Here is a 20,621-nt window from a genome sequence, read left to right on the forward strand (position 1 = left end):
AATTACAGGAACAGAAATGAGGAATAATAAACAGCTGATAGCCGCTGTGGCGCTGTCCGGGCTGATCGGTGTGGCACATGCCGGTGAAAAGGAAGAGTTGCTGAAGTTGCGCAATACCACGGTCAATCTGATCAAACAACTGGTCAAACAGGGTATCCTCACCGATAAAATGGCCGAAGATATGATCAAACAGGCCGAGGTTGATGCTGCCAAACAAGTGGCCGACAGTAAAGCGTTGGATACCAAAGCCGCTGCTTCAGCCTCTGCGGCTTCGGCTGCCGCCGCCGCAGCAGGAGTTGCGACAGGAGCGGCGGTCGGTAAAGAAGGTGTTGGTGTAGTAACGGCCACTGCAGGATCAGCAGCAAGCCGGGAAGCCGTCCCGGCTGATGAAGTGCGGGTGGCTTATGTGCCGGACTTTGTTAAGGATGAAATCCGTCAACAGGTGCGTACTGAGTTGCGTGATCAGGTGGTTGATGATGTATTGCAAAAAGCCAAAACCGAACAATGGGGTTTGCCTAACGCCTTACCGGAATGGACTAAACGCTTCAAACTGTCCGGCGATATGCGCCTTAGAGAGCAGTCCAACTTTATGGCGGACTACAATCAGGCTAATAGCTTTATCAACTGGCAAACCATTAACTCGCAAAACAATTTCAATGGTGCTAATGGTATTTCCGGTGCCGGGGCTAATGCCTTTATGAATACCACCCAGAATCGTAATATGGCACGGGAACGCTTCCGCTTGTCTATTGATGCCGAAGTGGCCAATGGCCTGGATGCCGGCATCCGTTTGGCAACCGGTAATACGCCTAACCCGGTATCTACCAATCAATCGCTGGGTAATACCGGCGCCCAGTACCAGTTTGCTCTGGATCGAGCCTTCCTGCGCTATAACGCCTTTGACAATAATAAATTTAACTGGTTAACCGCGATGGCTGGCCGTACCCCCAACCCGTTTTTTACCGCCGGCAGCGAAGTGGTGTGGGATGAGGATTTATCATTCGAGGGCGCATCTGCTACGGTACGTAACAAGCTGGGCAGCAAAGGCGACCTGAGTGATGATATCGGTGGTAAAGGGCCGGTGGTTTATGCTACTGCCGGTATATTCCCGATGCAGACCTCCAATCTGATCAGCGGCCTAAGCGCCAGAGACAAATGGATGTTTGGTGGTCAAACCGGTCTGGAATGGGGCTTTGATAATCAGGACACCCTGCAATTCGGCGGTGCTTATTACGACTATCAAAATCTGAAAGCGGTATTGAACCGGACTGGTGCCGGTTTGTGCGCCAATAATACTGGCGATCAGAATCAGTCCGCGCCGCAGTTTATGCAGGGCGGCAACAGTTTGGTCAGTATTTGTAATGCCAATGATGGTACTCCAAACGGCTTGGTGGGTTTGGCGACCGATTACAAAATTCTGGATATCAATATGCTGTATGACCTGGCGGTGTTTTCGCCGATACATGTCAAATTCAGCGCCGATTACGCCAAAAACGTTGGCTTCAATCCCAACAAATCGGTGGTATTGGCCAACTACGGTACCGATTATGCCGGCAAAACCAATGCCTGGCAGGTTAAAGTCGATTTCGGCTGGGGCAAACTCAATACCCTGGGTAACTGGAATCTGTTTACCGGTTATCGCTACGTAGAACGCGATGCAGTATTGGATGCTTATACCGATTCGGATTTCCATAACGGTGGTACTAATGTCAAAGGCTGGATGCTGGGCGGTAACTATGCGCTGGTTAAAAACGTCTGGCTGACTGGCCGCTGGCTGAGCGGTGATGTGATCACCGGTCCGCGTTACGGTCTGGATATTATGCAGCTTGATCTTAATACCCGCTTTTAAGCGAGTGCCTATATGAATATAACTAGCAAACTGACTATAGCTCTATTTTTGACGGCCGGTTTATGCGCCGGCGTGGCTCAGGCCGCGCCGCGTGATAATGCCAAGGGCGATAATGGCGCAGTACTTAAATTGCAGGCCATGGTAAAAAGCCTGACCACGGAGCGCGATACCGCCAAAACCGAAACCGCCAAACTGAGCGGCGAACTGGAACAATTGAAAAAAGATCACAGCAAGGCTCTGGCTTCGGCTGAAGCGGCGAAAGATCAACTGGGCAGTGAATTGGCGGCGCAAAAAAACAGCACCAATGATGCGCGTGACCATTTGGATAAAACCAATACCAAGTTACAAGAGGCGGTTGACAAAATCAGGCAGCTGACGCAAACCAAAAATGAGTTAAGCTCTGAACTGACCAATCTGAAAAATACTCAGCAAGCCACTCAGCAGCAACTGACTTCCTGTACCGAGCACAATATCAAACTCTATCAATCCGGCAAGGAATTGCTGGAGCAATACGAGACCAAGGGTACCTTGTCCTCCATGCTGCAAAGCGAACCGGCTTTGCAATTCCACAGTGTGGAAATGGAAAACATCATTCAGGAATACGAAGATAAACTTAAAGCCGGCCAGTACAAAAACTGATTCAGTATAAAAATACCCTGCGCCGCCTCAGGCGGCGCAGCAATCGCGATAAAAACCATCATTCCATCCCCCCAATCAGCCCGTAACCTCAATCCAACCCAGGCCCCAGTAGGATGTGCTAAACGCAGTGCAGCGCATCACTCAAAGCTGACCACCTATTTAAAAGGTTCAGACTACATTACCCTGAATAACACCCAAAACAGCCTGTGCCGACACAAAAGGCGCATTAATCATTCCAGTCAGCCGTAACCTCAAACCCAGGCCCCAGTAGGATGTGCTAAACGCAGTGCAGCGCATCACTCAAAGCTGACCACCTATTTAAAAGGTTCAGACTACCCCTGAATAACACCCAAAACAGCCTGTGCCGACACAAAAGGCGCATTAATCATTCCAGCCCCCCCATTCAGCTCGTAACCTCAATCCAACCCAGGCCCCAGTAGGATGTGCTAAACGCAGTGCAGCGCATCACTCAAAGCTGACCACCTATTTAAAAGGTTCAGACTACATTAACCTGAATAATACCCAAAACAGCCTGTGCCGACACAAAAGGCGCATTAATCATTCCATCCCCCCAATCAGCCCGTAACCTCAATCCAACCCAGGACCCAGTAGGATGTGCTAAACGCAGTGCAGCGCATCACTCAAAGCTGACCACCTATTTAAAAGGTTCAGACTACATTACCCTGAATAACACCCAAAACAGCCTGTGCCGACACAAAAGGCGCATTAATCATTCCAGCCCCCCCATTCAGCTCGTAACCTCAATCCAACCCAGGCCCCAGTAGGATGTGCTAAACGCAGTGCAGCGCATCACTCAAAGCTGACCACCTATTTAAAAGGTTCAGACTACATTAACCTGAATAATACCCAAAACAGCCTGTGCCGACACAAAAGGCGCATTAATCATTCCATCCCCCCAATCAGCCCGTAACCTCAATCCAACCCAGGCCCCAGTAGGATGTGCTAAACGCAGTGCAGCGCATCACTCGAAGCTGACCACCTATTTAAAAAGTCATGCAAAATTACCCTGAATAACACCCAAAACAGCCTGTGCCGACACAAAAGGCGCATTAATCATTCCATCCCCCCAATCAGCCCGTAACCTCAATCCAACCCAGGCCCCAGTAGGATGTGCTAAACGCAGTGCAGCGCATCACTCAAAGCTGACCACCTATTTAAAAGGTTCAGACTACATTACCCTGAATAATGACCCAAAAATACCAACCACCGACCAAGGCAGCCTATCACTCCACCTCCACCCATCCCCCCCCCAGCGCTTTATAAACCGCAATTAAATCCAGCACACTTAAGCTGATGGTATCCAGTTCGGTTTGCTTAGCCTGCAGCAATCTAGCCTGGGCCTGCAATACCGGCAGCCGGGTAATCAACCCCTGTTCAAAACGTTGCTGTTGTAATTGCCGGCTCTGCTGATTGGCGCTAACACCGGCCTGCAAGGCTTGCAGGCGCAGGCGAGCCTGCTGATAGGCCGCTAGATTACTGTCAATTTCATGCCAGGCGGCCAGCAGGGTGTTGTGATAGGCAATCGCAGCCTGCTGATGCTGGGCCTGACGCAATTCCAGGGTAGCTTCCAAACGGCCACCCTGAAAAATCGGCAGCATGATGGATGGGCCGATGGCATATTGCCAGGCCGACCAATTGCCCAGATCCCGCAGGCGCAAGGCTTGCAAGCCGGTACTACCGGATAGGGTAAAGCGGGGATAAAAATCGGCTTGCGCCATGCCGATATCGGCCAGGGCGCTATGCAAGCGGGCTTCGGCTTCGCGAATATCCGGGCGGCGCTGGGCCAACTCAGCAGGTAAACCCAGCTCCAGTCGCGGTGGTAGGCTAGGGAGGGCTTGGCTGCCGCTTAATTCGGCATTCAATACGCCGGGCTGCTCGCCCAGCAACAGGCTAAGCTGATTCAGGCTTAGGCTGATCTGCTGTGCCAGTGAAGGCAGGGCGGCCTCAGCCTCGGCCAGCGCCGCCGCCGCGTTTTCCACTTCAATAGCGGTTACCACGCCGTGTTTGGCCTGTAGTTTAATCAGTTCATGCTGTTGACTGGCCAGATCGCGCTGTTCTGTACTCAGGGTGCGACTGGCCTGCAGCCGGCGTAACTCAATATAATTTTTGGCCACTTCGGCGATTACGCTTAATTGGGCCGCGTGCTGCTGTTCCTGAGTGGCTTGCAGATCGGCAGCAGCGGCCTCCTGTTCACGGCGTACCCGTCCCCATAAATCCAGCTCCCAGGAAGCATCAAAACCGTATTGATACAGACTGAACGGTTGCACCCCGGCTGCCGGCACCCCAATTGCACCGGCGCCTGTGCCGCCGGCAGCCGAGCCGCTGCCCGAGCCATTGGCAGCCGTGCCGGCACTGCTGCCGCCCGACAGGGTTTTGGCCAGACTCAAAATCCCTTTTTGACTGGCCTGCATACGGGTATAAGAGGTGTTGGCATTGAGCTGCGGAAATTGATCGGCAGCGGCAATCCCTGTCTGGGCGCGGCTTTGCGCCAGCAGGGTGGCGGCATTGCGTAAACTTAAGTTTTGGTTTAAGGCCCGCTCTATTAAGGCGCTTAAGATGGGATCATTAAATTTTTGCCACCAATTTTTACTCACTGCGCTGCTGTCTATAGCGGCAGAGCCGACAGACGGCAGCGCCGTCCACTGCTGCGGGCCGGGGCTGTCCGGTTTGATAAAATCCGGGCCGGTGGTGCAGGCATTCAGCGCTAATAGTGCCGGCAGCAGCCGCAGGCAGGATGTGGACGATCTGATCGGCATGGGGCGGTAAGTTATCATGGCTATTAACTTAAGCGGTAACGAAACATCAGTGCGGCGCCGCTGAGCGTGACAATGCCTATCATCAGCAATGGCACCAGGTACTGGCTCAGCATGGGCAGGGTTGCGGCCTCCAGATAAACCCGTTCCACCAGACTGATGGCATGGCGCAGTGGGTTGATCAGCGTGACAATTTGTAAAGAGTCCGGCATATTTCGCACCGGCGTGGTCAGCCCGGATAACAGCATAAACGGCATCAGCACAATAAAACTATAGAGCATGGCTTGCTGCATGGTGGCGGAAACGGCAGAAATCAGCAAACCGATACCTACCGCCGCCAGCAAAAAGGTACTCAAGCCCAAATACAGTAAAGCATAAGACCCGGCAAACGGAATCCTGAACCACAACTGAGCCACCAGCAGCACCAGACTAGCCTGCACCAGGCCTATCAGCATGGACGGTACAGCTTTGCCCACCATGATTTCCGTAGCCGTATAGGGAGTAACCAGCAACTGGTCGAAAGTACCTTGTTCACGTTCGCGTGCTACCGAGAGCGCTGTGAGCATCATGGTTTGCAACATGGTCAGTGACGCGATCATGCCCGGTACCATGTGCCAGCGTGATTCAAAATTAGGATTAAACCAGGATCTGCTCACCACTTTTACCGGCATAGCCGTCATGCTGTGAGCGGCCCGCCAGTCACTATTAAAGCTGTCTATAATGCTGTTGACGTAACCGCTGGCGGTGGCTGCCGTATTGGAGTTACGACCATCGCTGATCAACTGGATGCTGGCCGGCCTGCCGGCCAGTAACTCCCGTTCAAATTCACGTTCGATTTGGATGACCAGCAACACGCTGTGGTCTTCTATCAGCCCTCTGATATCGCGCTGATTTTGTAAATCGGCGCTACGTCTAAACACCCCGGAACCGTCAAACTTGGCCAGCAATTGCTGGGAGGCGATGCTGCGATCCCGATCCAGTACCGCATAAGGCACATTGTTTAAATCGTAAGTGGCGGCATAACCAAAAATAAAACACTGTACCAGCGGTGGCGCAAACAGACTGAGTCGACTGCGCGGGTCTTTGAGTACCGCCAGCAATTCTTTTCTGATCAAGGCCAAAATCCGTAATAATACATCCAGCATTGGCTTATTCCAGTTGTTTGTGGGTAATATGGGTGGCAAAGCCTAGAAAGAATACCGCCATAGCAATCAGCACGGCGGTATTAGGCAAAATCACCGCCCAGACATCCCCGGCCAGAAACAGCGTTTGCAGTAAATCGACAAAATACCTGGCCGGCACTAAATAAGTAATCATGCGTACAAATACCGGCAGGCTACGCAGGTCAAACATAAAACCGGACAGCATCATGGCCGGTAAAAACGTGGTGAGCACCGCAATCTGGCTGGCGATAAACTGATTTTTTACCGCCGAGGATATCAGCAGGCCTATGCCTAAAGATACCAGCAGATAGAGCATGGATGCCAGCGCCAGCAAAGCTACCGAGCCGCGCACCGGGACATCGAACAAATACTTGGCCGACAGCAGACATAATGCCAAACCGCACAGGCCCAGCAGAAAATAAGGTACGGTTTTGCCTATCATGATTTCCCCGACCCGCACCGGTGTAACAAACATGGCTTCCAGAGTACCGCGCTCCCACTCCCGTGCCATCACTAGGGCCGTTAGAAAAGCACCAATCAGGGTCATCACCTGCACAATCAGCCCAGGCACCAAAAAGTAGCGGCTGTTATTTGCTGTGTTATACCAGAGTCTGGCTTCAATTTTGACCGGCCCCAGAATGCTGGGCTGGCCTTCATTAAAGCGCCGCTGCGCCCATTGATTGATAGCCCCTTCCGCATAAGCCTGCACCAGCCGCGCATAATTGGCATCAGCTCCGTGCAGGAGTAATTCTATCTCGGCATTACCCAGCGCCAGCTGCCGGTCAAAATCCGCACGCAAGCGTAAAATGGCATCCACCTGGCGTTGATTCATCAGTTCCAGGGCTTCCGGCATGGTCAATACCCGGCGCGGCCGAAAATAAGGCGACAGCTCCAGTCCGGCTATCAGTTCGGTGGCTGCCGGACTAGGCGCTTCCATGACGATAGCCATCGGTACACTTTTAACATCCAGCGACAAGCCATAGCCAAACAATAACACCAGCATGACCGGCATTAATACCCCGATGGCAATGCTGCTGGGGTCGCGGCGCATTTGCAGGCTTTCCTTGAGAATCAAGGCGAAAATGCGCCGGCGCACAGGATGTTGATCAGGCTGCATGGCGGCGACTGCTTTCAACGATGCTGATAAAAGCATCTTCCATGGTCGGACTGCCGCCGTCGGCCCGGCTGCCCAGGCTGCGGATCTGGGCTGGCGTACCCTGCGCCAGCAGGCGACCGGCATCCTGGATCAGGGCGCGATCACAATATTCGGCTTCTTCCATAAAATGCGTGGTAATCACAATAGTGACGCCTTGGGCAGCCAAGGCGGTAATGCGGCGCCAGAATTCCCGGCGTGCCTGCGGATCGGCACCACTGGTGGGTTCATCCAGAAATAGTACTTCCGGTTCATGCATCAGCGCGGCAGCCATAGCCAGTCGTTGCCGGTAACCGCCCGGCAGCCTGCCGCTGGGGGTATGCAGCATCGCGCCGAGTTCAAACTGGCTGATAGCCCAATCCAGCCGGTCATGGCGGCGCTGACCGCGTAAACCATAAGCACCGGCAAAAAACTCCAGATTTTCGCTGACCGTCAGTTCACTGTACAGGGCAAATTTTTGTGCCACATAGCCGATGCGCTGCCGCGCCGAAGCCCTGGCAAAGCGCATATCCTGACCTATCACCCGTAAGGTGCCGGAACTGGGCGCCAACAGGCCGCATAACATGCGGAAGGTGGTGGTCTTGCCGGCACCATTGGGGCCGAGCAAACCAAAAATTTCGCCGCGTTTCACTTCAAAACTAACCTTATCGACAGCAGTAAAGGTGCCGAAGCGCCGCACCAGATCGCGCACCTCGATAATGGTTTCGCCGCTGGTGCCGGGATGGGCGGTAGAGACTTGCATGGTGGGCGCAGCAGCCGGCACATTATCCGGATTTTGCCGCAATAGCAGCATAAAACCATCTTCAAAATGAGCCGGTACACTGCTGGCCGGATTGGAACCGGCCAGCGCCGGATCGGCAGCATTGGCCGGCAATTCGCGTAATACCACCCTTACCAGACCACCGGAGGGCAGGGCATCGGCTACCGCCGGATCATCCAGTAGTGTCATCTGCAAATTGCGTGGCAATTGCCCGGTCGCGGGTTGCAGCATAAACACCTTGCCGGTGGCAGTCTGGCTTAAGGTTTGCGGCAGGCCCTGGCTTAACACCCGACCCTGATCCAGCACGATGGCCTGATCGCAGTGTTCGGCTTCATCCAGATAGGCAGTACTGATCAATACGGTCAGGCCTTCCTGTTTGACCAGTTGCTGAATAATGCGCCATAACTCACGGCGGGATAATGGGTCTACTCCAACGGTGGGTTCATCCAGCACCAGTAATTCCGGAGAACGCACCAAGGTACAGGCCAGACCGAGTTTTTGTTTCATGCCGCCCGACAACTGCCCGGCCAGTCGGTCAATAAATTTGCCCAGATCGGTCATCTCCAGCAATTGGGCATAACGCTGTTGACGTTGATCCAGCGCCACCCCATGCAGATCGGCATACAGGTTTAAATTTTCTCTGACCGTCAAATCATCGTATAGGCCAAAGCGTTGCGGCATATAACCAATCCGTGATTGCACGTTTTGCGGATCCTGACTCACATCCACGCCCAATACCTGCAAATGTCCACTGTCGGCAGGCAGTAAACCGCACACCAAACGCAATAAAGTGGTTTTGCCCGCACCATCCGGACCCACCAGGGCGGTGAGGGTGCCGGCAGCAATCTGTACAGAAATGCTATCTAACGCTACTACCAATTCGCCGCTGTTGATAAATGTTTTTCGGGTGTGTTCGGCGCTAACCAGCCAGGGAATGATTGCTGCCGGTTGGCTGTTCATGGTGCAACCGGCAATGTCACAGTGGCCGGCATCCCCAGTCGCAGGGCATCTGCCGGGTCTTTGACAAATACCCGGACCTCATAAGCCAGACTGGGACGCAATTCTTCGGTTTGTACGGCCTTGGGGGTGAATTCCGCTACCGGAGAAATAAAGCCCACCCAACCCTTGAAAACCTGTTTGGGAAAGCTGTCTACAGTCACCTGGGCTGTCATACCCGGCTGAACATGACCCAAATCCAGTTCACTGACATAAGCCCGCACCCATTTCGGGTCTATCAAAGCCAGCGAAAACACCGGCCGTTGCGGCGTGGACAACTCCCCCGGTTCCAGCAGACGGGAGCGCACGATCCCCAAGGCCGGCGCAACTAATTCAGCATCCTTGATTTGCTGGCGCAAAAACGCCAACTGGGCCTGATCGCCGCGTAACTGGGCCTCAGCTTGGGCGACATCTTCTTGACGCGGGCCCAACACCGCCAGATCCAGCGCTTTTTGTTGTAACTGCACTCTGGCATCATTACTGGCTAAAGACGCCCGGCTATTATCCAAATCCTGCTGACTGACCGCCTGCCCCCCGGATTCCTCAGTCAAAGCCTGCAAGCGCCGATATTGCAGGCCGGCGTAGTCGGCATCGGCCTTGGCAGCCGCCAGATTGGCTCTGGCCTGGGCAATTTCTTCTGGCCGGCTGCCATGCCGCATCCGCAGCACAACCTGCTGTTGTGCATCGGTTTGTGCCGCCACTTCTGCGACCCTGGGAGTGAGCCGGGCAATGTCCAGCCGGGCTAGTACCTGTCCGGCTTGCACTTTATCACCTTCCTGAGCCAGAACTTCGCTGATGCGTTCGCTATTATTAAAAGCCAGTGCTACCTGACGCAAATCAATATTGCCGTACAGGCGTAGTTCCGGTAGAGGCTGAGCGCGCTGTTCCCAGCGCCAAATCAGCAGACCCGCTATCACCAAGCCCAGCACGACCAACCATAACAGCCACTTATTCTTCAATACCGCCGGCATGGACTTCTCTCCATTGAATGATCTGATAGGTGGGTGGCCAACAGCAGTCGGCTGTTAGCCAAAGCAGAGAATATTCTAACTTGTTTTGGAGGCTGGGGTTCGTCTGCTAGAGCACAGAGGTGGTTGGTGCAATCCAGACTGCGGCGGCCAGCTTCCATTCGTGAATAAACTAAGATGCCGGTCAATCGAAAAGATAAGGATAATCATGTTGCATGGATCGCTGTATCGCAAAACCAAACAGAGCCTACCGGTTTTGGAATTGCCTGATTTATTAGGTCACAAGATCAGCCAAATCTTGCCGAATTTGCCATAGTCGTTATAGATAGCTATCAAAAACGCGGGCTAGGTGTTATTTTTATGTCATTACTCTACCGCTTGGCAAGGATAAAAAATTGAGATTTTACGTGCCTCAATACTTTTAGAAAACGCTGTTATGAGCAATTGGTTGGCAAGATTAGGGGCTGTGGGTGAATACGATAACGGCCATCAACCAGGAATGTCGGGATGGCTAGGGAGGCGCAATTAGTGTCGATAGGGCACGCCTAGTAATATATCGCTTATACAATGGCATATTTCGAATATAGTGTGGCTTAGAAAATGATCTTAGCTCAAAAGACTGGATTCCAAGCTAAGCAGCTAAAATTTGCCACAAACCCCTTTTTGCGTATAATTAATGCGCATAAAGTACAGATAAGGAGCCGCCTTGCAAACTGCCTTTAATCCTAATGCTGCCAAAAAAGCCGCCAATCTCAGTATCAACAGCGAATTATTGAATCTGGCCAAGGCCTTGCATATCAATTTATCCGCCACGTTTGAAAGTGCTTTAATTGAAGCCATACGTGATAAGCAGCGCCAACAATGGTTACATGACAATCAACAATCAACAATCAGTTGAAGATTACAATCAGAGGGTGGAAGCAGAAGGCTGTTTCAGCGATAGCTTGCGGAATTTTTGATGGCACAATTTAACTTATACTTCAATGCCAATAGGCAAACCCAGGCACGTTATCCTTTTTTGCTCAATATTCAGAGCGATTTTTTGGCGGCTGGTAATTCCCGTTGTCAAGCTGACTGATCAAAAACCCATTACTCGCTTGAATCCATTTTTTGAATATCAACAACAGCAATACCTGCTCCTTGTGCAGGAGATAGCCGCTATTCCATCAAATAATCTGGGTGCTAAGGTTACAGAACTGGAGGTACTGCGGAGCCAGATATTGGCGGCAGTAGATTTATTGATTACGGGGATTTGACAGATTCGTCGCAAATTTTAGCAGTTTTGGTTGGAATCAAAAGTATCGTGGTTTTTTGATAATCATGCGAGCATATTAATACAGGAATGGGATCTGGCTTGCGGGTAGAGGCTAAAATCCTGCCCCAACCCGACAAACCAGCCTGCTTTAAAGCGATTTATAAATTTCTTTGGCTTTATTCAATTCTGCTGTGGATTTGGCGATATCGCCTTTTTTGGCGGAAATCTGGCCTTGAATCAGAATGGCATGCGCCTGTTTGGCTGCATCAGAATTGCCGGCAATATGCTCGGAAGCAGTCCGGGCGGCTTTTAATTGCACTTGTGCGGCAGAAAAGTCACTTTTGCTGATTTCTAGCAGGGCGCTATCGATGCGGCTTAAAATTTCGCTGGTGCCGCCGACTGCTTCTTCGGCACATACAGCAGTGCTGCTTAAGGCAAACGTGATAGCCATCAACAAGGATAATACGGTTGTTTTAATGTTTTTCATAAGCTTAGAGTTAATGTAGGGAATGGAAAAATTCCAGGCACATTAAAATATCCGCGACAGCAGGACAGCGCGGTAGCCAGACAAGAGGAACGGGAGGAGGGTTCACGGTCCATGCGAACTGGGTTGTGTTGTGGCTAGTTCTGCCCACAACAACTTTAGCGTATCCATGCTGCTTGACGGTATAGTTTAGTGCTATGGAGTCAAGTTGAAGCATTCAAATGCTTCATTAGCAATGATAACGGATTTGGCGAATAAGTGGGCAAAAAATTAGCCAATTGCGACAAGTTGTCACATGTGGCAATTGGTCACATTTTCAAGTGTTTGGCTAACTGATATTCTAGAACCATGTATTTGCTTATGCGCAGCAATGCTTCCCTCTGAATCCGGCTTTTGCCGGATTTTTTTTGTCTGTTGCCCAGCCGGAGCCGGGCAAGCTGTTAGTGTTGATTAGTATAATCCCAACTGAATCTGCGCCACTTCCGACATCATTTCCCGGCTCCAGGGCGGATCCAGCACCACTTCCACATTCACACTGCGTACGCCGGGCAGGGCGCGGATGGATTTTTCCACATCACCCTGGATGACCGGACCCATGCCGCAGCCGGGCGCAGTCAGCGTCATTTGAATATGCACATCGTTGCCGCCATCAGCGCGTGGGGTGGCTTCACATTGATAAACCAGGCCCAGCTCGACGATATTGACCGGAATTTCCGGGTCGTAGACGGTTTTCATCACTTCCCAGCAGTTTTTTTCCACTGCCGCACTGTCGGTATCATCCAGCAACGCTTCGTTTTCATGCGCTTCCTTACCCAAGGCATCCGCGTCCACTCCGGCGATGCGTACCATGTGGCCGTAATCGGTAATCACAGTGTAATTACTGCCCAGTGCTTGATGAATAGTCACTTCCTGACCTTTTTGCAGAGTGCCTTGATGACCGTCAGGAATGGTAACGATATTGACATCGCGGCTTAACACAATCACTTCTTTAGCAGCCATATTAGTCCTCAGATTTCAAAGGTTTTAGCGTCGATTATCTGGCCGGTTACACCCAGACTGGCCGCACCGAATAAATAGCGATATACCGCTGCCAGACTGTCTGGCGTAGGTAAGGCGGCTTTGTCTTCTCCAGGATAGGATTTTTTGCGTAATGGACTATTCACCGGCCCCGGTACCAGGGTGTTGACCCGAATTTTGCCGCCGGCTTCCAGTTCATCGGCCAGAATTCCGGCCAGGGCTTCCAGAGCAATCTTGGAAACGCCATAAGCGCCAAGATAGGCTTTGGCTTGGCGGGCCGCTGAATCGGAAGTAAATACGATAGCGGCATGATCACTGTTTTGCAGTACCGGCAGCAATACTCTGGTTAGCAGAAACGCCGCATTGAGATTGACATTCAGCGTATGTCCCCAGTCCTGGGTTTTGTGAATAGCCAGCGGGGTATAGCTGCTGAATTCCACTGCTGAATGCAATAAACCTTGCAGGCTGCCATAACGTTGCTGCACGGCTGCCGCCAACTCCAGATATTCATCTTCATTGGCACCAGCCAGATCAAACGGATATAACATGGGCTCCGGACCGCCGGCGGCAACGATGGCATCGTAGCTTTGTTCCAGTTTTGGGATGCTTTTATCCAGCAGAATAATTTCGGCACCTTGCTGAGCCAGCGCCAGTGCGGCGGCACTGCCCAGGCCGCCGCCTGCGCCGGTAATGAGTATAACTTGCTTGCTTAAAGACATAATGTAGCGCTTATCCAGTGCTGTAGTTGCTGAGGATGTTCAATCATGGCATTTGCCCCCCAGGAGTGTGGGTGACCGTCTACCGGAATATAGCCGTACAAGGCGACCAGCGTTTTCATATTGACAGTTTTGCCGGCGCTGATGTCATGGGCGGCATCACCGATATACACACAGTTTTCCGGTTTGACCCCGGCCTGCTCACAAGCCGCCAGCATAGGCGCCGGATGCGGTTTGCTATAGGGCGTGCTGTCGCCGCTGATAATGCAGGCCGCCCTGGTGCTGAGCTGCAATGCAGCCATCAGCGGATCGGTAAAGCGTTGACGTTTATTGGTCACCACGCCCCATTTCAGCCCCAGCATTTCAATATGCGCCAAGGTGTCCTGCATCCCCTGGTAAAAACGGCTATGAGTAGCGATATTCAACTGATAATAATCCAGCATATCGGTGAGGATGCGCTGTTGCAGTTCCGCGGCCGCCTCGGGCGCCGCCCGCTTGATCATCGGCAGTGCACCAAAGGAAATTAAAGGCTTAATTTCTTCATAAGCCACTTGGGCATAGCCATGATCATCTAAAGCACGGTTTAAGCAGGCTACCAGATCGGGTGCGGTATCCACCAGCGTGCCGTCCAGATCAAACAATACGCAATCCAGTTTAAAATCAGGCATGGTTTAAGTAGAGCGCCGGAACGCGGCGATATAATTAACGTCGATATTTTTACCCAGACTAAAACGTTTACTGAACGGATTGTATTCTATGCCGGTAGTGCCCAATAACTGCAAGCCGGCTTGGCGGGCGGACTGGCAAAGCTCTGCCGGTTTAATAAAAGTTTTGTAGTCATGTGTACCCTTGGGTACCATTTTCAACAAATATTCCGCTGCCACAATCGCCAGCAAATAGGCTTTTGGTACCCGGTTCAGCGTGGAAAAAAACACCAGCCCGCCGGGTTTGACCAGCGTGGCGGCAGCACGGATGATAGCTGCCGGGTCGGGCACATGTTCCAGCATTTCCATACAGGTGATATGATCAAAACTGGCCGGCTGTTCTTCTGCCAGCGCTTCGGCGCTGATGGTGCGGTACTGGGCGTTGACACCACTTTCCAGGCCATGCAATTCGGCAATCTCAATCAGCTCGTCACTCAGGTCTATCCCCATTGCTTCGGCCCCGGCTTGAGCCAGACCTTCGGTTAAAATCCCGCCCCCACAGCCGATATCCAGCACCCGCTGTCCGGTCAGATTGATATATTGCCGGATAAACGCCAGCCGCAAGGGATTCACCTCGTGCAGGGTATACAACTCGCCGCCGGCATCCCACCAGCGTTCGGCGTGAGAGCCGAATTTTTGAATTTCCTGAAGATTGACGTTTTCTGTTGCGCTCATAAAAGTCCAGCTTGATTGGGTTAATAGTTTACTATAATACTAGGTTATTAGCCAAAGCCTTCAGCCGTTTAAGGTGTGCCGATCCGACTTTGCCAGCTTTGAACTTTGGCCTGTAGTTCAGCCAGATCGATGCCGGTTAAGCGGCGCTTATCCAGTAGATGCCGGCCCGCCACCCAGACATGCTGCACTTGCTGGCGGCTGACTGCATAGACGATTTGCGAGAGGGGATTAAACAGCGGCTGGGTTTCAATTTCGCTTAAATCAATCGCCACCACATCAGCGGCTTTACCGATGCTCAAGGAGCCGATTTCGTCATCCAGGCCCAACGCCCTGGCACCGTTCAAGGTAGCCATTTGCAAAGCTTGCGCGGCAGGCACGGCGCCGGCATTGCCGGACACACCCTTGGCCAGCAGCGCTGCGGTACGCATTTCCGCCAGCATGTCCAGATCGTTATTGCTGGCGGAACCATCAGTGCCCAGTGCTACATTAATACCGGCTTCCAGACAGGCAGCCACCGGACAAAAGCCGCTGGCCAATTTTAAATTGGATTCCGGACAATGTACGATATGCGCACCGCTGGCGGCATAAGCGGCAATTTCTTCGCTATCCAGCTGGGTCATATGTACGCCCATGAACCCTGGAGACAACAAGCCCAGTTCATTCAGACGTTGCAGCGGGGTAACTCCGGTCTGCTTGATTTGGTTCTCCACTTCCTGTCTGGTTTCGTGCACATGCATATGGATAGTCAGATTCAATTCATCCGCAAAAGTCAGCAGCTTGCGCAACGGTTCATCCGAAACCGTATACGGGGCATGGGGTGCGAATGAGGTACTGAGCAACGGCTGATGGCGCAATTCATCATGCAGGGCCAGGCCTTTGGCGATATAGGCATCGGCGTGTTCTGCCCAGATGGTGGGAAAATCAAACACAATCAGACCGATATTAGCGCGAATGCCATGCAAAACCGCTTGCTGGGCGGTAACTTCCGGAAAAAAATACATATCATTAAAACAGGTGGTACCGCCGCGCAGCATTTCGGCTATGGCCAAGTCGGTACCGTCACGCACGAAAGCCTCGGATACCCATTTCTGTTCAGCCGGCCAGATATGATTTTGCAGCCAGTCCATCAGCGGCAAATCGTCGGCCAGACCCGATAACAAAGTCATCGCCGCATGGCTATGACAATTGACCAGGCCAGGAATCAGGGCATGCTTGTCCAGCACCTGTAAACTGTGCGGCTGGTATTGCTGCAAAGCCTGCTTACTGTCCAGCAAATCGATAATCCGACCCTTATCTATCACCAGACTGTGATTTTCATAGATTACGGATGCCGGTTCAACAGGTATAATCCAGCCTGCCTGAATGATAAGATCGACTTGCATATTTCTTTTCCTTGCTAAAAACAGCAATTATACCTGTACATTTACAAAATCATCTTTTGAGGTTTTTCGAGCATGAGCACTACCCCGCAATTATCCGTACAAGCGCTGCTATGGACCGGACACAGCCTGAAGGTACTGGATCAGCGTCTGCTGCCGGAACATATCCATTATGATGAGTATCAAGATGGGCCGGGTGTGGCTGCCGCCATTCGCGCCATGCAGGTGCGCGGCGCCCCGGCAATCGGCATAGCTGCCGCCTATGGTGTGGTGCTGTCGGTTCAGCAGCATTTTCCGGCTGCCGACTGGCAAAGCCGGGTTGCTGCCGATATTGCCACCCTGGCCGCCTCCCGGCCTACTGCTGTTAATCTATTCTGGGCGCTGGATCAGTTGCGTCAGCTGCTGGCGGAAAACCCAGTTGAACCTTTGAGCGCAGTCACTGAACTGGCGATCAATATTCACCAGGAAGATTTGCTGGCCAATCAAGCGATGGGGGAACGGGGTGCCGACATCCTTGGCGATGCCAAAGCCGTCCTGACCCACTGCAATGCCGGGGCCTTGGCTACCGGTGGCTATGGCACGGCCCTGGGGGTGATACGCAGCGCTTATCAACGCGGTAAATTGGAGAGTATTTATGCCGATGAAACCCGCCCCTGGCTGCAGGGAGCACGCTTGACAGCCTGGGAACTGGCTCAGGACGGCATTCCGGTTACCCTGCTGGCCGATTCTGCTGCGGCCTGGCTGATGAAAACCGGACAAATCGACTGGATTATTGTGGGGGCTGACCGAATTGCCGCCAATGGTGATGTGGCCAATAAAATCGGCACTTATTCTCTGGCGGTGCTGGCCAAATATCATGGTGTGAAATTAATGGTGGCGGCGCCGTCCTCCACTTTTGATTTTAGTCTGGCCGATGGTTCCGGTATCGAAATCGAACAGCGGGATTCCCAGGAATTACTGCACAAGATTTATCTGGACGAACACAGTCGGGTTACCGCCTGGAATCCGGTGTTTGATGTTACCCCAGCCGCACTGATTACCGCTATCGTCACCGAACGCGGTTCGGTGATTAATCCCGGTCTGCACGGTGTGAAGAGTTTGGCTTTATGAGTACACCTAATTCTGTTAAGCAACCCTTGCTGGCCGTCCAAAGTTTATGGCAGGCTTTGCAAATGTTAAACCATCCCGATTTACGCAAATTTTTGCTGATACCGGTGTTGATCAATATCTTGTTGTTCAGCCTTGCTTTTGTGCTGGGTTATTACAGCTTTAACAGTCTGCTGCATGCTTTTATTCCGGACTGGTTATCCTGGTTAAGCTGGCTGTTATGGCCGCTGTTTGTGCTTAGTTTTCTGGTGGTGGGCTTTTTTAGTTTTACCCTGTTGGCTAATTTATTGGCGGCACCATATTACAACCGCTTGTCGGCCAAAACCCTGCAAATTATCAGTGGTGCTGCGCAGGTCGAGCCTGATTTGCCTTGGCGTCAGGTGTTTTTGGGCGAATTGAAAAGATTACGCTATATCAGCTTGCGCGCAGTACCGGGACTGGTGATATTCGCCATACCGGTATTGAATCTGTTGTCGCCGCTGCTATGGGGGGTGTTTGCCGCCTGGAGTGTAGCCATGGAATACATGGCCTACCCCCTGGAAAATCGCGGTCAGCTGTTTGACAGCCAGCAGCAGTTTTTACAGCAACAGCGCTGGGCGATGCTCAGCTTCGGCGGCATTACCAGCCTGGGGCTGGGTCTGCCGCTGGCCAATCTGCTGATTCCGCCGCTAGCGGTGATTGCCGCCACCATTTATGTGCATAATGCCGACATTAAGCTGCAAACTAAATAGTTTTGCGCTTACCTAACCAGACAAGAACCATGACTGCCGAATTGAACAGCCATAAGCTGGCAGGCAGCGGTGCCGGCAGCGGTGCTGCGGAAATAGAGCCGAACAAACCATTGGTCTCGCCGTTCGGTCCAGCGGTGAAGTAAAGTTTTTGACTACTGCCTGCGCTGCTGTCATTGCCTATGCTTAAAGCCCACAGCCCGTCTATGGCCAAGGCTTGACCGTTAGTAGCGGCCAACTGCCCAACAAAGTTATGAGTCAACAGATTGTAGGCATTGATTTTGCCGTCGCCAAAATTACCGACCAGTAAATCGCCGGCATATTGACCAAATGAGCTGGGGGCAATAGCCAATCCCCAAGGTGAATCCAAGCTGCCCTGACTGGCGATTCGGCTTATCAGTTCGCCTTGAGTGTTAAATTCGTCGACATAACCATTACCCAATCCTGCCACATCATCATGCTTGGTGGCATCCTGCTTTGCGTAAGTGACAAATAGATTACCCCCCAGATTTTGGATGTCAAATGGAGCAAATCCGGCCGGCAGGTTTGGATCGCTGAAATGGCCGGTCAGCAGGGGAGCGCCATTAGACCCCGCAATTACGTCTATGCTGTTCGCTCTAAAATTGGCAGCATATAAATAGCTATTGCTGCCAACCACTGCCTCAGCTACGCCTTTGTAAACATTGGCGGGGGCTGCGGACTGCAGCGTTGCGCTGCCGCCACCCCAACCGGAAATTGTGCCGTCTTCACTGACAAAGATGAAGACATCGCCGCTGAATGCTGAGGCATTATTGTTAAACACCTGTCCGGTGATACTGCCATCACCGGGGATATTAACAGTCAATTCCACTTTAGCAACCACATTGGTGGTCGGATTGACACTGTAAACCGTGGAAACACCGGTTGCATTATCGGAAAGCCAGAATGGGCCGCCAGGGCCATAAGCAATACCCCAGGCATTTTTTAAATTGGTATCGGTAATTTGCGCGGTATTAACCGACTGATCATCAGTGACCAGATTTTGCTGAATAAAGGCAGTGCCGGCCTCTGCCAAAGTTGAACATGACGCCAGGACTATAGTAATTGCCAAGGCTAGCGTAGGCTGCGATTTTTGTGCCGGATAATTTATCGTATTCATGCCAGGATCTCCAAAATTTATACCTAAGGTGAGGTGTTGATGGTCAATACCCTAGGCGTAATCAGGCCGATTCGATTTGGCTTAACCGTTTTACGCCAATTTATTTATCCATCGCCAAGTCAATTCCGCCAATTGACTAAAGGTTCAATTGTAATTATTCGGCGTAATTTGGCATGATCCTTTTTAAACAAATAGTTAGCGGCGAATGATGCGATGCACTGCGCTGGTGAATTCTACAACTATTTGTTTTTTAAAGGCTATGTTTGCGTTAATAGTGGATTTAGGTAAAAATCGAACCCGTATCCATCCAATATTCAAATCATGGCAGTATGCGTTCAGAAAACTTCCCCATTAATTTTATTCAACCGCTTATCCAACTAATGTGTTTGCTATGTTGGGCAACAGCGAGTGCCGATTGGCATGGTGATTTAAGTTTTCGCAGTGAATACGTTTACCGAGGATATTCAAAAAGCCGGGGTAATCCGGTGGTGCAGGCCGACCTGCATTATCAGGCTGAAGCGGGCTGGCTGTTGGGCTCCGGGGTTTCCCAAGTCAGTTTTGATGATCATGCCTATCCAGGGTATTCTGAACTGGAAATCAAGCCGTATCTGGGCTACAACCTGGCACTGTCCGCCGATTGGCGTACCGAGTTATCAGTGACTGGTTATTTCTATAACAATAAAGTTTTTGCCCATGATGCCGATTATGCGGAATTTTCTGCGGCTGTACATTATCAGGATGGGCTGAGTGCCAGGTTTTTCTTCGCGCCCGATGCCTATCAGCGCCATGCCGCCGTACCAGGCTACGAGCTAAATTATCGCCGTGAGCTATTGGATAATGTGCAGTTATCAGGTGGCCTGGGTTATTCCCAGGCGACAGCCTCGCTCGGTCAGGACTATTTTTACTGGAATCTGGGCGGCAGCTGGTTTTTGATGCGTAATCTGGCACTTGATATTCGCTATGTTGATGTGCATTTGGCTGATTATCCGCGCACAGACTACTACCAGAATGAATTTTATCCTCGTCCGCTGGAGAATCAGTATTTGGTGTCAGTCACGTTAGGGTTCTAAAAAAAATAATTGTTTTTGAACCTTTGCAGCCTATTCAGGAATACAG

20 protein-coding genes are annotated in these 20,621 nt (G+C 51.7%); 8 read left to right on the forward strand and 12 right to left on the reverse strand.

Annotated elements, in window-relative coordinates; all coding sequences use genetic code 11:
* Positions 1-16 precede the first annotated feature (16 nt).
* Both KEF85_RS07400 and KEF85_RS07405 read left to right on the forward strand, forming a co-directional pair.
* Positions 17-1,849 (forward strand): putative porin, encoded by a 1,833-nt coding sequence (locus tag KEF85_RS07400; protein WP_215584583.1) that lies wholly within the window; start codon positions 17-19, stop codon positions 1,847-1,849.
* A 12-nt stretch (positions 1,850-1,861) separates the two neighbouring features.
* The gene (locus KEF85_RS07405) at positions 1,862-2,488 is read left to right on the forward strand and encodes a coiled-coil domain-containing protein (protein WP_215584585.1); all 627 of its coding nucleotides are present in this window, start codon (positions 1,862-1,864) and stop codon (positions 2,486-2,488) included.
* A 1,244-nt stretch (positions 2,489-3,732) separates the two neighbouring features.
* Here the strand turns inward: KEF85_RS07405 and KEF85_RS07410 are convergent.
* Genes KEF85_RS07410 through KEF85_RS07430 form a run of 5 tightly spaced genes read right to left on the reverse strand, consistent with a single transcriptional unit; the run spans position 3,733 to position 10,305 of the window.
* Entirely contained in the window at positions 3,733-5,283 is a 1,551-nt protein-coding gene (locus KEF85_RS07410) for an efflux transporter outer membrane subunit (RefSeq protein WP_215584587.1), read from the reverse strand.
* 5 nt (positions 5,284-5,288) lie between these two features.
* A complete protein-coding gene (locus KEF85_RS07415; protein ID WP_215584589.1) occupies positions 5,289-6,407 on the reverse strand; it encodes an ABC transporter permease in 1,119 nt (372 codons plus the stop codon).
* Between the two features lie 4 nt (positions 6,408-6,411).
* The gene (locus tag KEF85_RS07420) at positions 6,412-7,542 is read right to left on the reverse strand and encodes an ABC transporter permease (RefSeq protein ID WP_215584590.1); all 1,131 of its coding nucleotides are present in this window, start codon (positions 7,540-7,542) and stop codon (positions 6,412-6,414) included.
* A complete protein-coding gene (locus KEF85_RS07425) occupies positions 7,532-9,298 on the reverse strand; it encodes an ATP-binding cassette domain-containing protein (RefSeq protein WP_215584592.1) in 1,767 nt (588 codons plus the stop codon). The genes KEF85_RS07420 and KEF85_RS07425 overlap by 11 nt, the downstream gene beginning before the upstream one ends.
* Positions 9,295-10,305 (reverse strand): HlyD family secretion protein, encoded by a 1,011-nt coding sequence (locus tag KEF85_RS07430; RefSeq protein ID WP_215584594.1) that lies wholly within the window; start codon positions 10,303-10,305, stop codon positions 9,295-9,297. The genes KEF85_RS07425 and KEF85_RS07430 overlap by 4 nt, the downstream gene beginning before the upstream one ends.
* Positions 10,306-11,008: 703 nt before the next feature.
* Between KEF85_RS07430 and KEF85_RS16915 the strand changes: the two genes are divergently transcribed.
* Genes KEF85_RS16915 through KEF85_RS07445 form a run of 3 tightly spaced genes read left to right on the forward strand, consistent with a single transcriptional unit; the run spans position 11,009 to position 11,558 of the window.
* On the forward strand, positions 11,009-11,200 hold the full coding sequence (locus KEF85_RS16915; protein WP_215584596.1) for a type II toxin-antitoxin system CcdA family antitoxin: 192 nt from the start codon (positions 11,009-11,011) through the stop codon (positions 11,198-11,200).
* Positions 11,172-11,261 (forward strand): type II toxin-antitoxin system CcdA family antitoxin, encoded by a 90-nt coding sequence (locus KEF85_RS17090; protein ID WP_215584599.1) that lies wholly within the window; start codon positions 11,172-11,174, stop codon positions 11,259-11,261. Before KEF85_RS16915 ends, KEF85_RS17090 begins: the two co-directional genes overlap by 29 nt.
* 24 nt (positions 11,262-11,285) lie before the next feature.
* The gene (locus KEF85_RS07445; protein WP_215584601.1) at positions 11,286-11,558 is read left to right on the forward strand and encodes a CcdB family protein; all 273 of its coding nucleotides are present in this window, start codon (positions 11,286-11,288) and stop codon (positions 11,556-11,558) included.
* Between the two features lie 147 nt (positions 11,559-11,705).
* Here the strand turns inward: KEF85_RS07445 and KEF85_RS07450 are convergent, their stop codons facing one another.
* From KEF85_RS07450 to KEF85_RS07475, 6 genes are all read right to left on the reverse strand, one after another.
* A complete protein-coding gene (locus tag KEF85_RS07450; protein WP_215584603.1) occupies positions 11,706-12,044 on the reverse strand; it encodes a hypothetical protein in 339 nt (112 codons plus the stop codon).
* Between the two features lie 447 nt (positions 12,045-12,491).
* Positions 12,492-13,040, reverse strand: a complete 549-nt coding sequence (sufT, locus tag KEF85_RS07455) for a putative Fe-S cluster assembly protein SufT (RefSeq protein ID WP_215584604.1) — start codon at positions 13,038-13,040, stop codon at positions 12,492-12,494.
* Between the two features lie 8 nt (positions 13,041-13,048).
* A complete protein-coding gene (locus tag KEF85_RS07460) occupies positions 13,049-13,777 on the reverse strand; it encodes an SDR family NAD(P)-dependent oxidoreductase (RefSeq protein ID WP_215584606.1) in 729 nt (242 codons plus the stop codon).
* Positions 13,768-14,442 (reverse strand): HAD family hydrolase, encoded by a 675-nt coding sequence (locus KEF85_RS07465; protein ID WP_215584609.1) that lies wholly within the window; start codon positions 14,440-14,442, stop codon positions 13,768-13,770. Before KEF85_RS07465 ends, KEF85_RS07460 begins: the two co-directional genes overlap by 10 nt.
* Before the next feature lie 3 nt (positions 14,443-14,445).
* Entirely contained in the window at positions 14,446-15,153 is a 708-nt protein-coding gene (gene ubiG, locus KEF85_RS07470) for a bifunctional 2-polyprenyl-6-hydroxyphenol methylase/3-demethylubiquinol 3-O-methyltransferase UbiG (RefSeq protein ID WP_215584610.1), read from the reverse strand.
* A gap of 68 nt (positions 15,154-15,221) precedes the next feature.
* Positions 15,222-16,535 carry a TRZ/ATZ family hydrolase gene (locus KEF85_RS07475; protein ID WP_215584611.1) on the reverse strand — a complete coding sequence of 438 codons (1,314 nt, stop codon included), beginning with the start codon at positions 16,533-16,535 and terminating at the stop codon, positions 15,222-15,224.
* A 72-nt stretch (positions 16,536-16,607) separates the two neighbouring features.
* Here KEF85_RS07475 and mtnA point away from each other — a divergent pair, with 72 nt between their 5' ends.
* Complete coding sequence (gene mtnA, locus KEF85_RS07480) at positions 16,608-17,642, forward strand: S-methyl-5-thioribose-1-phosphate isomerase (protein WP_215584612.1); 1,035 nt, start codon at positions 16,608-16,610, stop codon at positions 17,640-17,642.
* Entirely contained in the window at positions 17,639-18,370 is a 732-nt protein-coding gene (gene cysZ / locus KEF85_RS07485) for a sulfate transporter CysZ (protein ID WP_215584613.1), read from the forward strand. Before mtnA ends, cysZ begins: the two co-directional genes overlap by 4 nt.
* Here cysZ and KEF85_RS07490 read toward each other — a convergent pair.
* Positions 18,363-19,505 carry a TIGR03118 family protein gene (locus tag KEF85_RS07490; protein WP_215584614.1) on the reverse strand — a complete coding sequence of 381 codons (1,143 nt, stop codon included), beginning with the start codon at positions 19,503-19,505 and terminating at the stop codon, positions 18,363-18,365. The two genes, cysZ and KEF85_RS07490, sit on opposite strands and share 8 nt — an antisense overlap.
* A 380-nt stretch (positions 19,506-19,885) precedes the next feature.
* Between KEF85_RS07490 and KEF85_RS07495 the strand changes: the two genes are divergently transcribed.
* Positions 19,886-20,575: a TorF family putative porin gene (locus tag KEF85_RS07495; protein ID WP_215584615.1), complete on the forward strand. Its 690-nt coding sequence runs from the start codon at positions 19,886-19,888 to the stop codon at positions 20,573-20,575.
* Positions 20,576-20,621: the final 46 nt, after the last annotated feature.

Origin of the sequence: Methylomonas paludis, assembly GCF_018734325.1 — a bacterium.
In the GTDB taxonomy this organism is placed as follows: domain Bacteria; phylum Pseudomonadota; class Gammaproteobacteria; order Methylococcales; family Methylomonadaceae; genus Methylomonas; species Methylomonas paludis.

Excerpts from the sequence above, each read along its gene's own strand:
- KEF85_RS07410 (WP_215584587.1), bottom strand. The coding sequence starts at position 5,283 with ATGATAACTTACCGCCCCATGCCGATCAGATCGTCCACATCCTGCCTG.
- KEF85_RS07475 (WP_215584611.1), bottom strand. The coding sequence starts at position 16,535 with ATGCAAGTCGATCTTATCATTCAGGCAGGCTGGATTATACCTGTTGAA.
- mtnA (WP_215584612.1), top strand. The coding sequence starts at position 16,608 with ATGAGCACTACCCCGCAATTATCCGTACAAGCGCTGCTATGGACCGGA.
- KEF85_RS07415 (WP_215584589.1), bottom strand. The coding sequence starts at position 6,407 with ATGCTGGATGTATTATTACGGATTTTGGCCTTGATCAGAAAAGAATTG.
- cysZ (WP_215584613.1), top strand. The coding sequence starts at position 17,639 with ATGAGTACACCTAATTCTGTTAAGCAACCCTTGCTGGCCGTCCAAAGT.
- KEF85_RS07420 (WP_215584590.1), bottom strand. The coding sequence starts at position 7,542 with ATGCAGCCTGATCAACATCCTGTGCGCCGGCGCATTTTCGCCTTGATT.
- KEF85_RS07495 (WP_215584615.1), top strand. The coding sequence starts at position 19,886 with ATGTGTTTGCTATGTTGGGCAACAGCGAGTGCCGATTGGCATGGTGAT.
- KEF85_RS07465 (WP_215584609.1), bottom strand. The coding sequence starts at position 14,442 with ATGCCTGATTTTAAACTGGATTGCGTATTGTTTGATCTGGACGGCACG.
- KEF85_RS07445 (WP_215584601.1), top strand. The coding sequence starts at position 11,286 with ATGCCAATAGGCAAACCCAGGCACGTTATCCTTTTTTGCTCAATATTC.
- ubiG (WP_215584610.1), bottom strand. The coding sequence starts at position 15,153 with ATGAGCGCAACAGAAAACGTCAATCTTCAGGAAATTCAAAAATTCGGC.
- KEF85_RS07430 (WP_215584594.1), bottom strand. The coding sequence starts at position 10,305 with ATGCCGGCGGTATTGAAGAATAAGTGGCTGTTATGGTTGGTCGTGCTG.
- KEF85_RS17090 (WP_215584599.1), top strand. The coding sequence starts at position 11,172 with ATGACAATCAACAATCAACAATCAGTTGAAGATTACAATCAGAGGGTG.
- KEF85_RS07425 (WP_215584592.1), bottom strand. The coding sequence starts at position 9,298 with ATGAACAGCCAACCGGCAGCAATCATTCCCTGGCTGGTTAGCGCCGAA.
- sufT (WP_215584604.1), bottom strand. The coding sequence starts at position 13,040 with ATGGCTGCTAAAGAAGTGATTGTGTTAAGCCGCGATGTCAATATCGTT.
- KEF85_RS07460 (WP_215584606.1), bottom strand. The coding sequence starts at position 13,777 with ATGTCTTTAAGCAAGCAAGTTATACTCATTACCGGCGCAGGCGGCGGC.
- KEF85_RS07450 (WP_215584603.1), bottom strand. The coding sequence starts at position 12,044 with ATGAAAAACATTAAAACAACCGTATTATCCTTGTTGATGGCTATCACG.
- KEF85_RS07490 (WP_215584614.1), bottom strand. The coding sequence starts at position 19,505 with ATGAATACGATAAATTATCCGGCACAAAAATCGCAGCCTACGCTAGCC.
- KEF85_RS07405 (WP_215584585.1), top strand. The coding sequence starts at position 1,862 with ATGAATATAACTAGCAAACTGACTATAGCTCTATTTTTGACGGCCGGT.
- KEF85_RS07400 (WP_215584583.1), top strand. The coding sequence starts at position 17 with ATGAGGAATAATAAACAGCTGATAGCCGCTGTGGCGCTGTCCGGGCTG.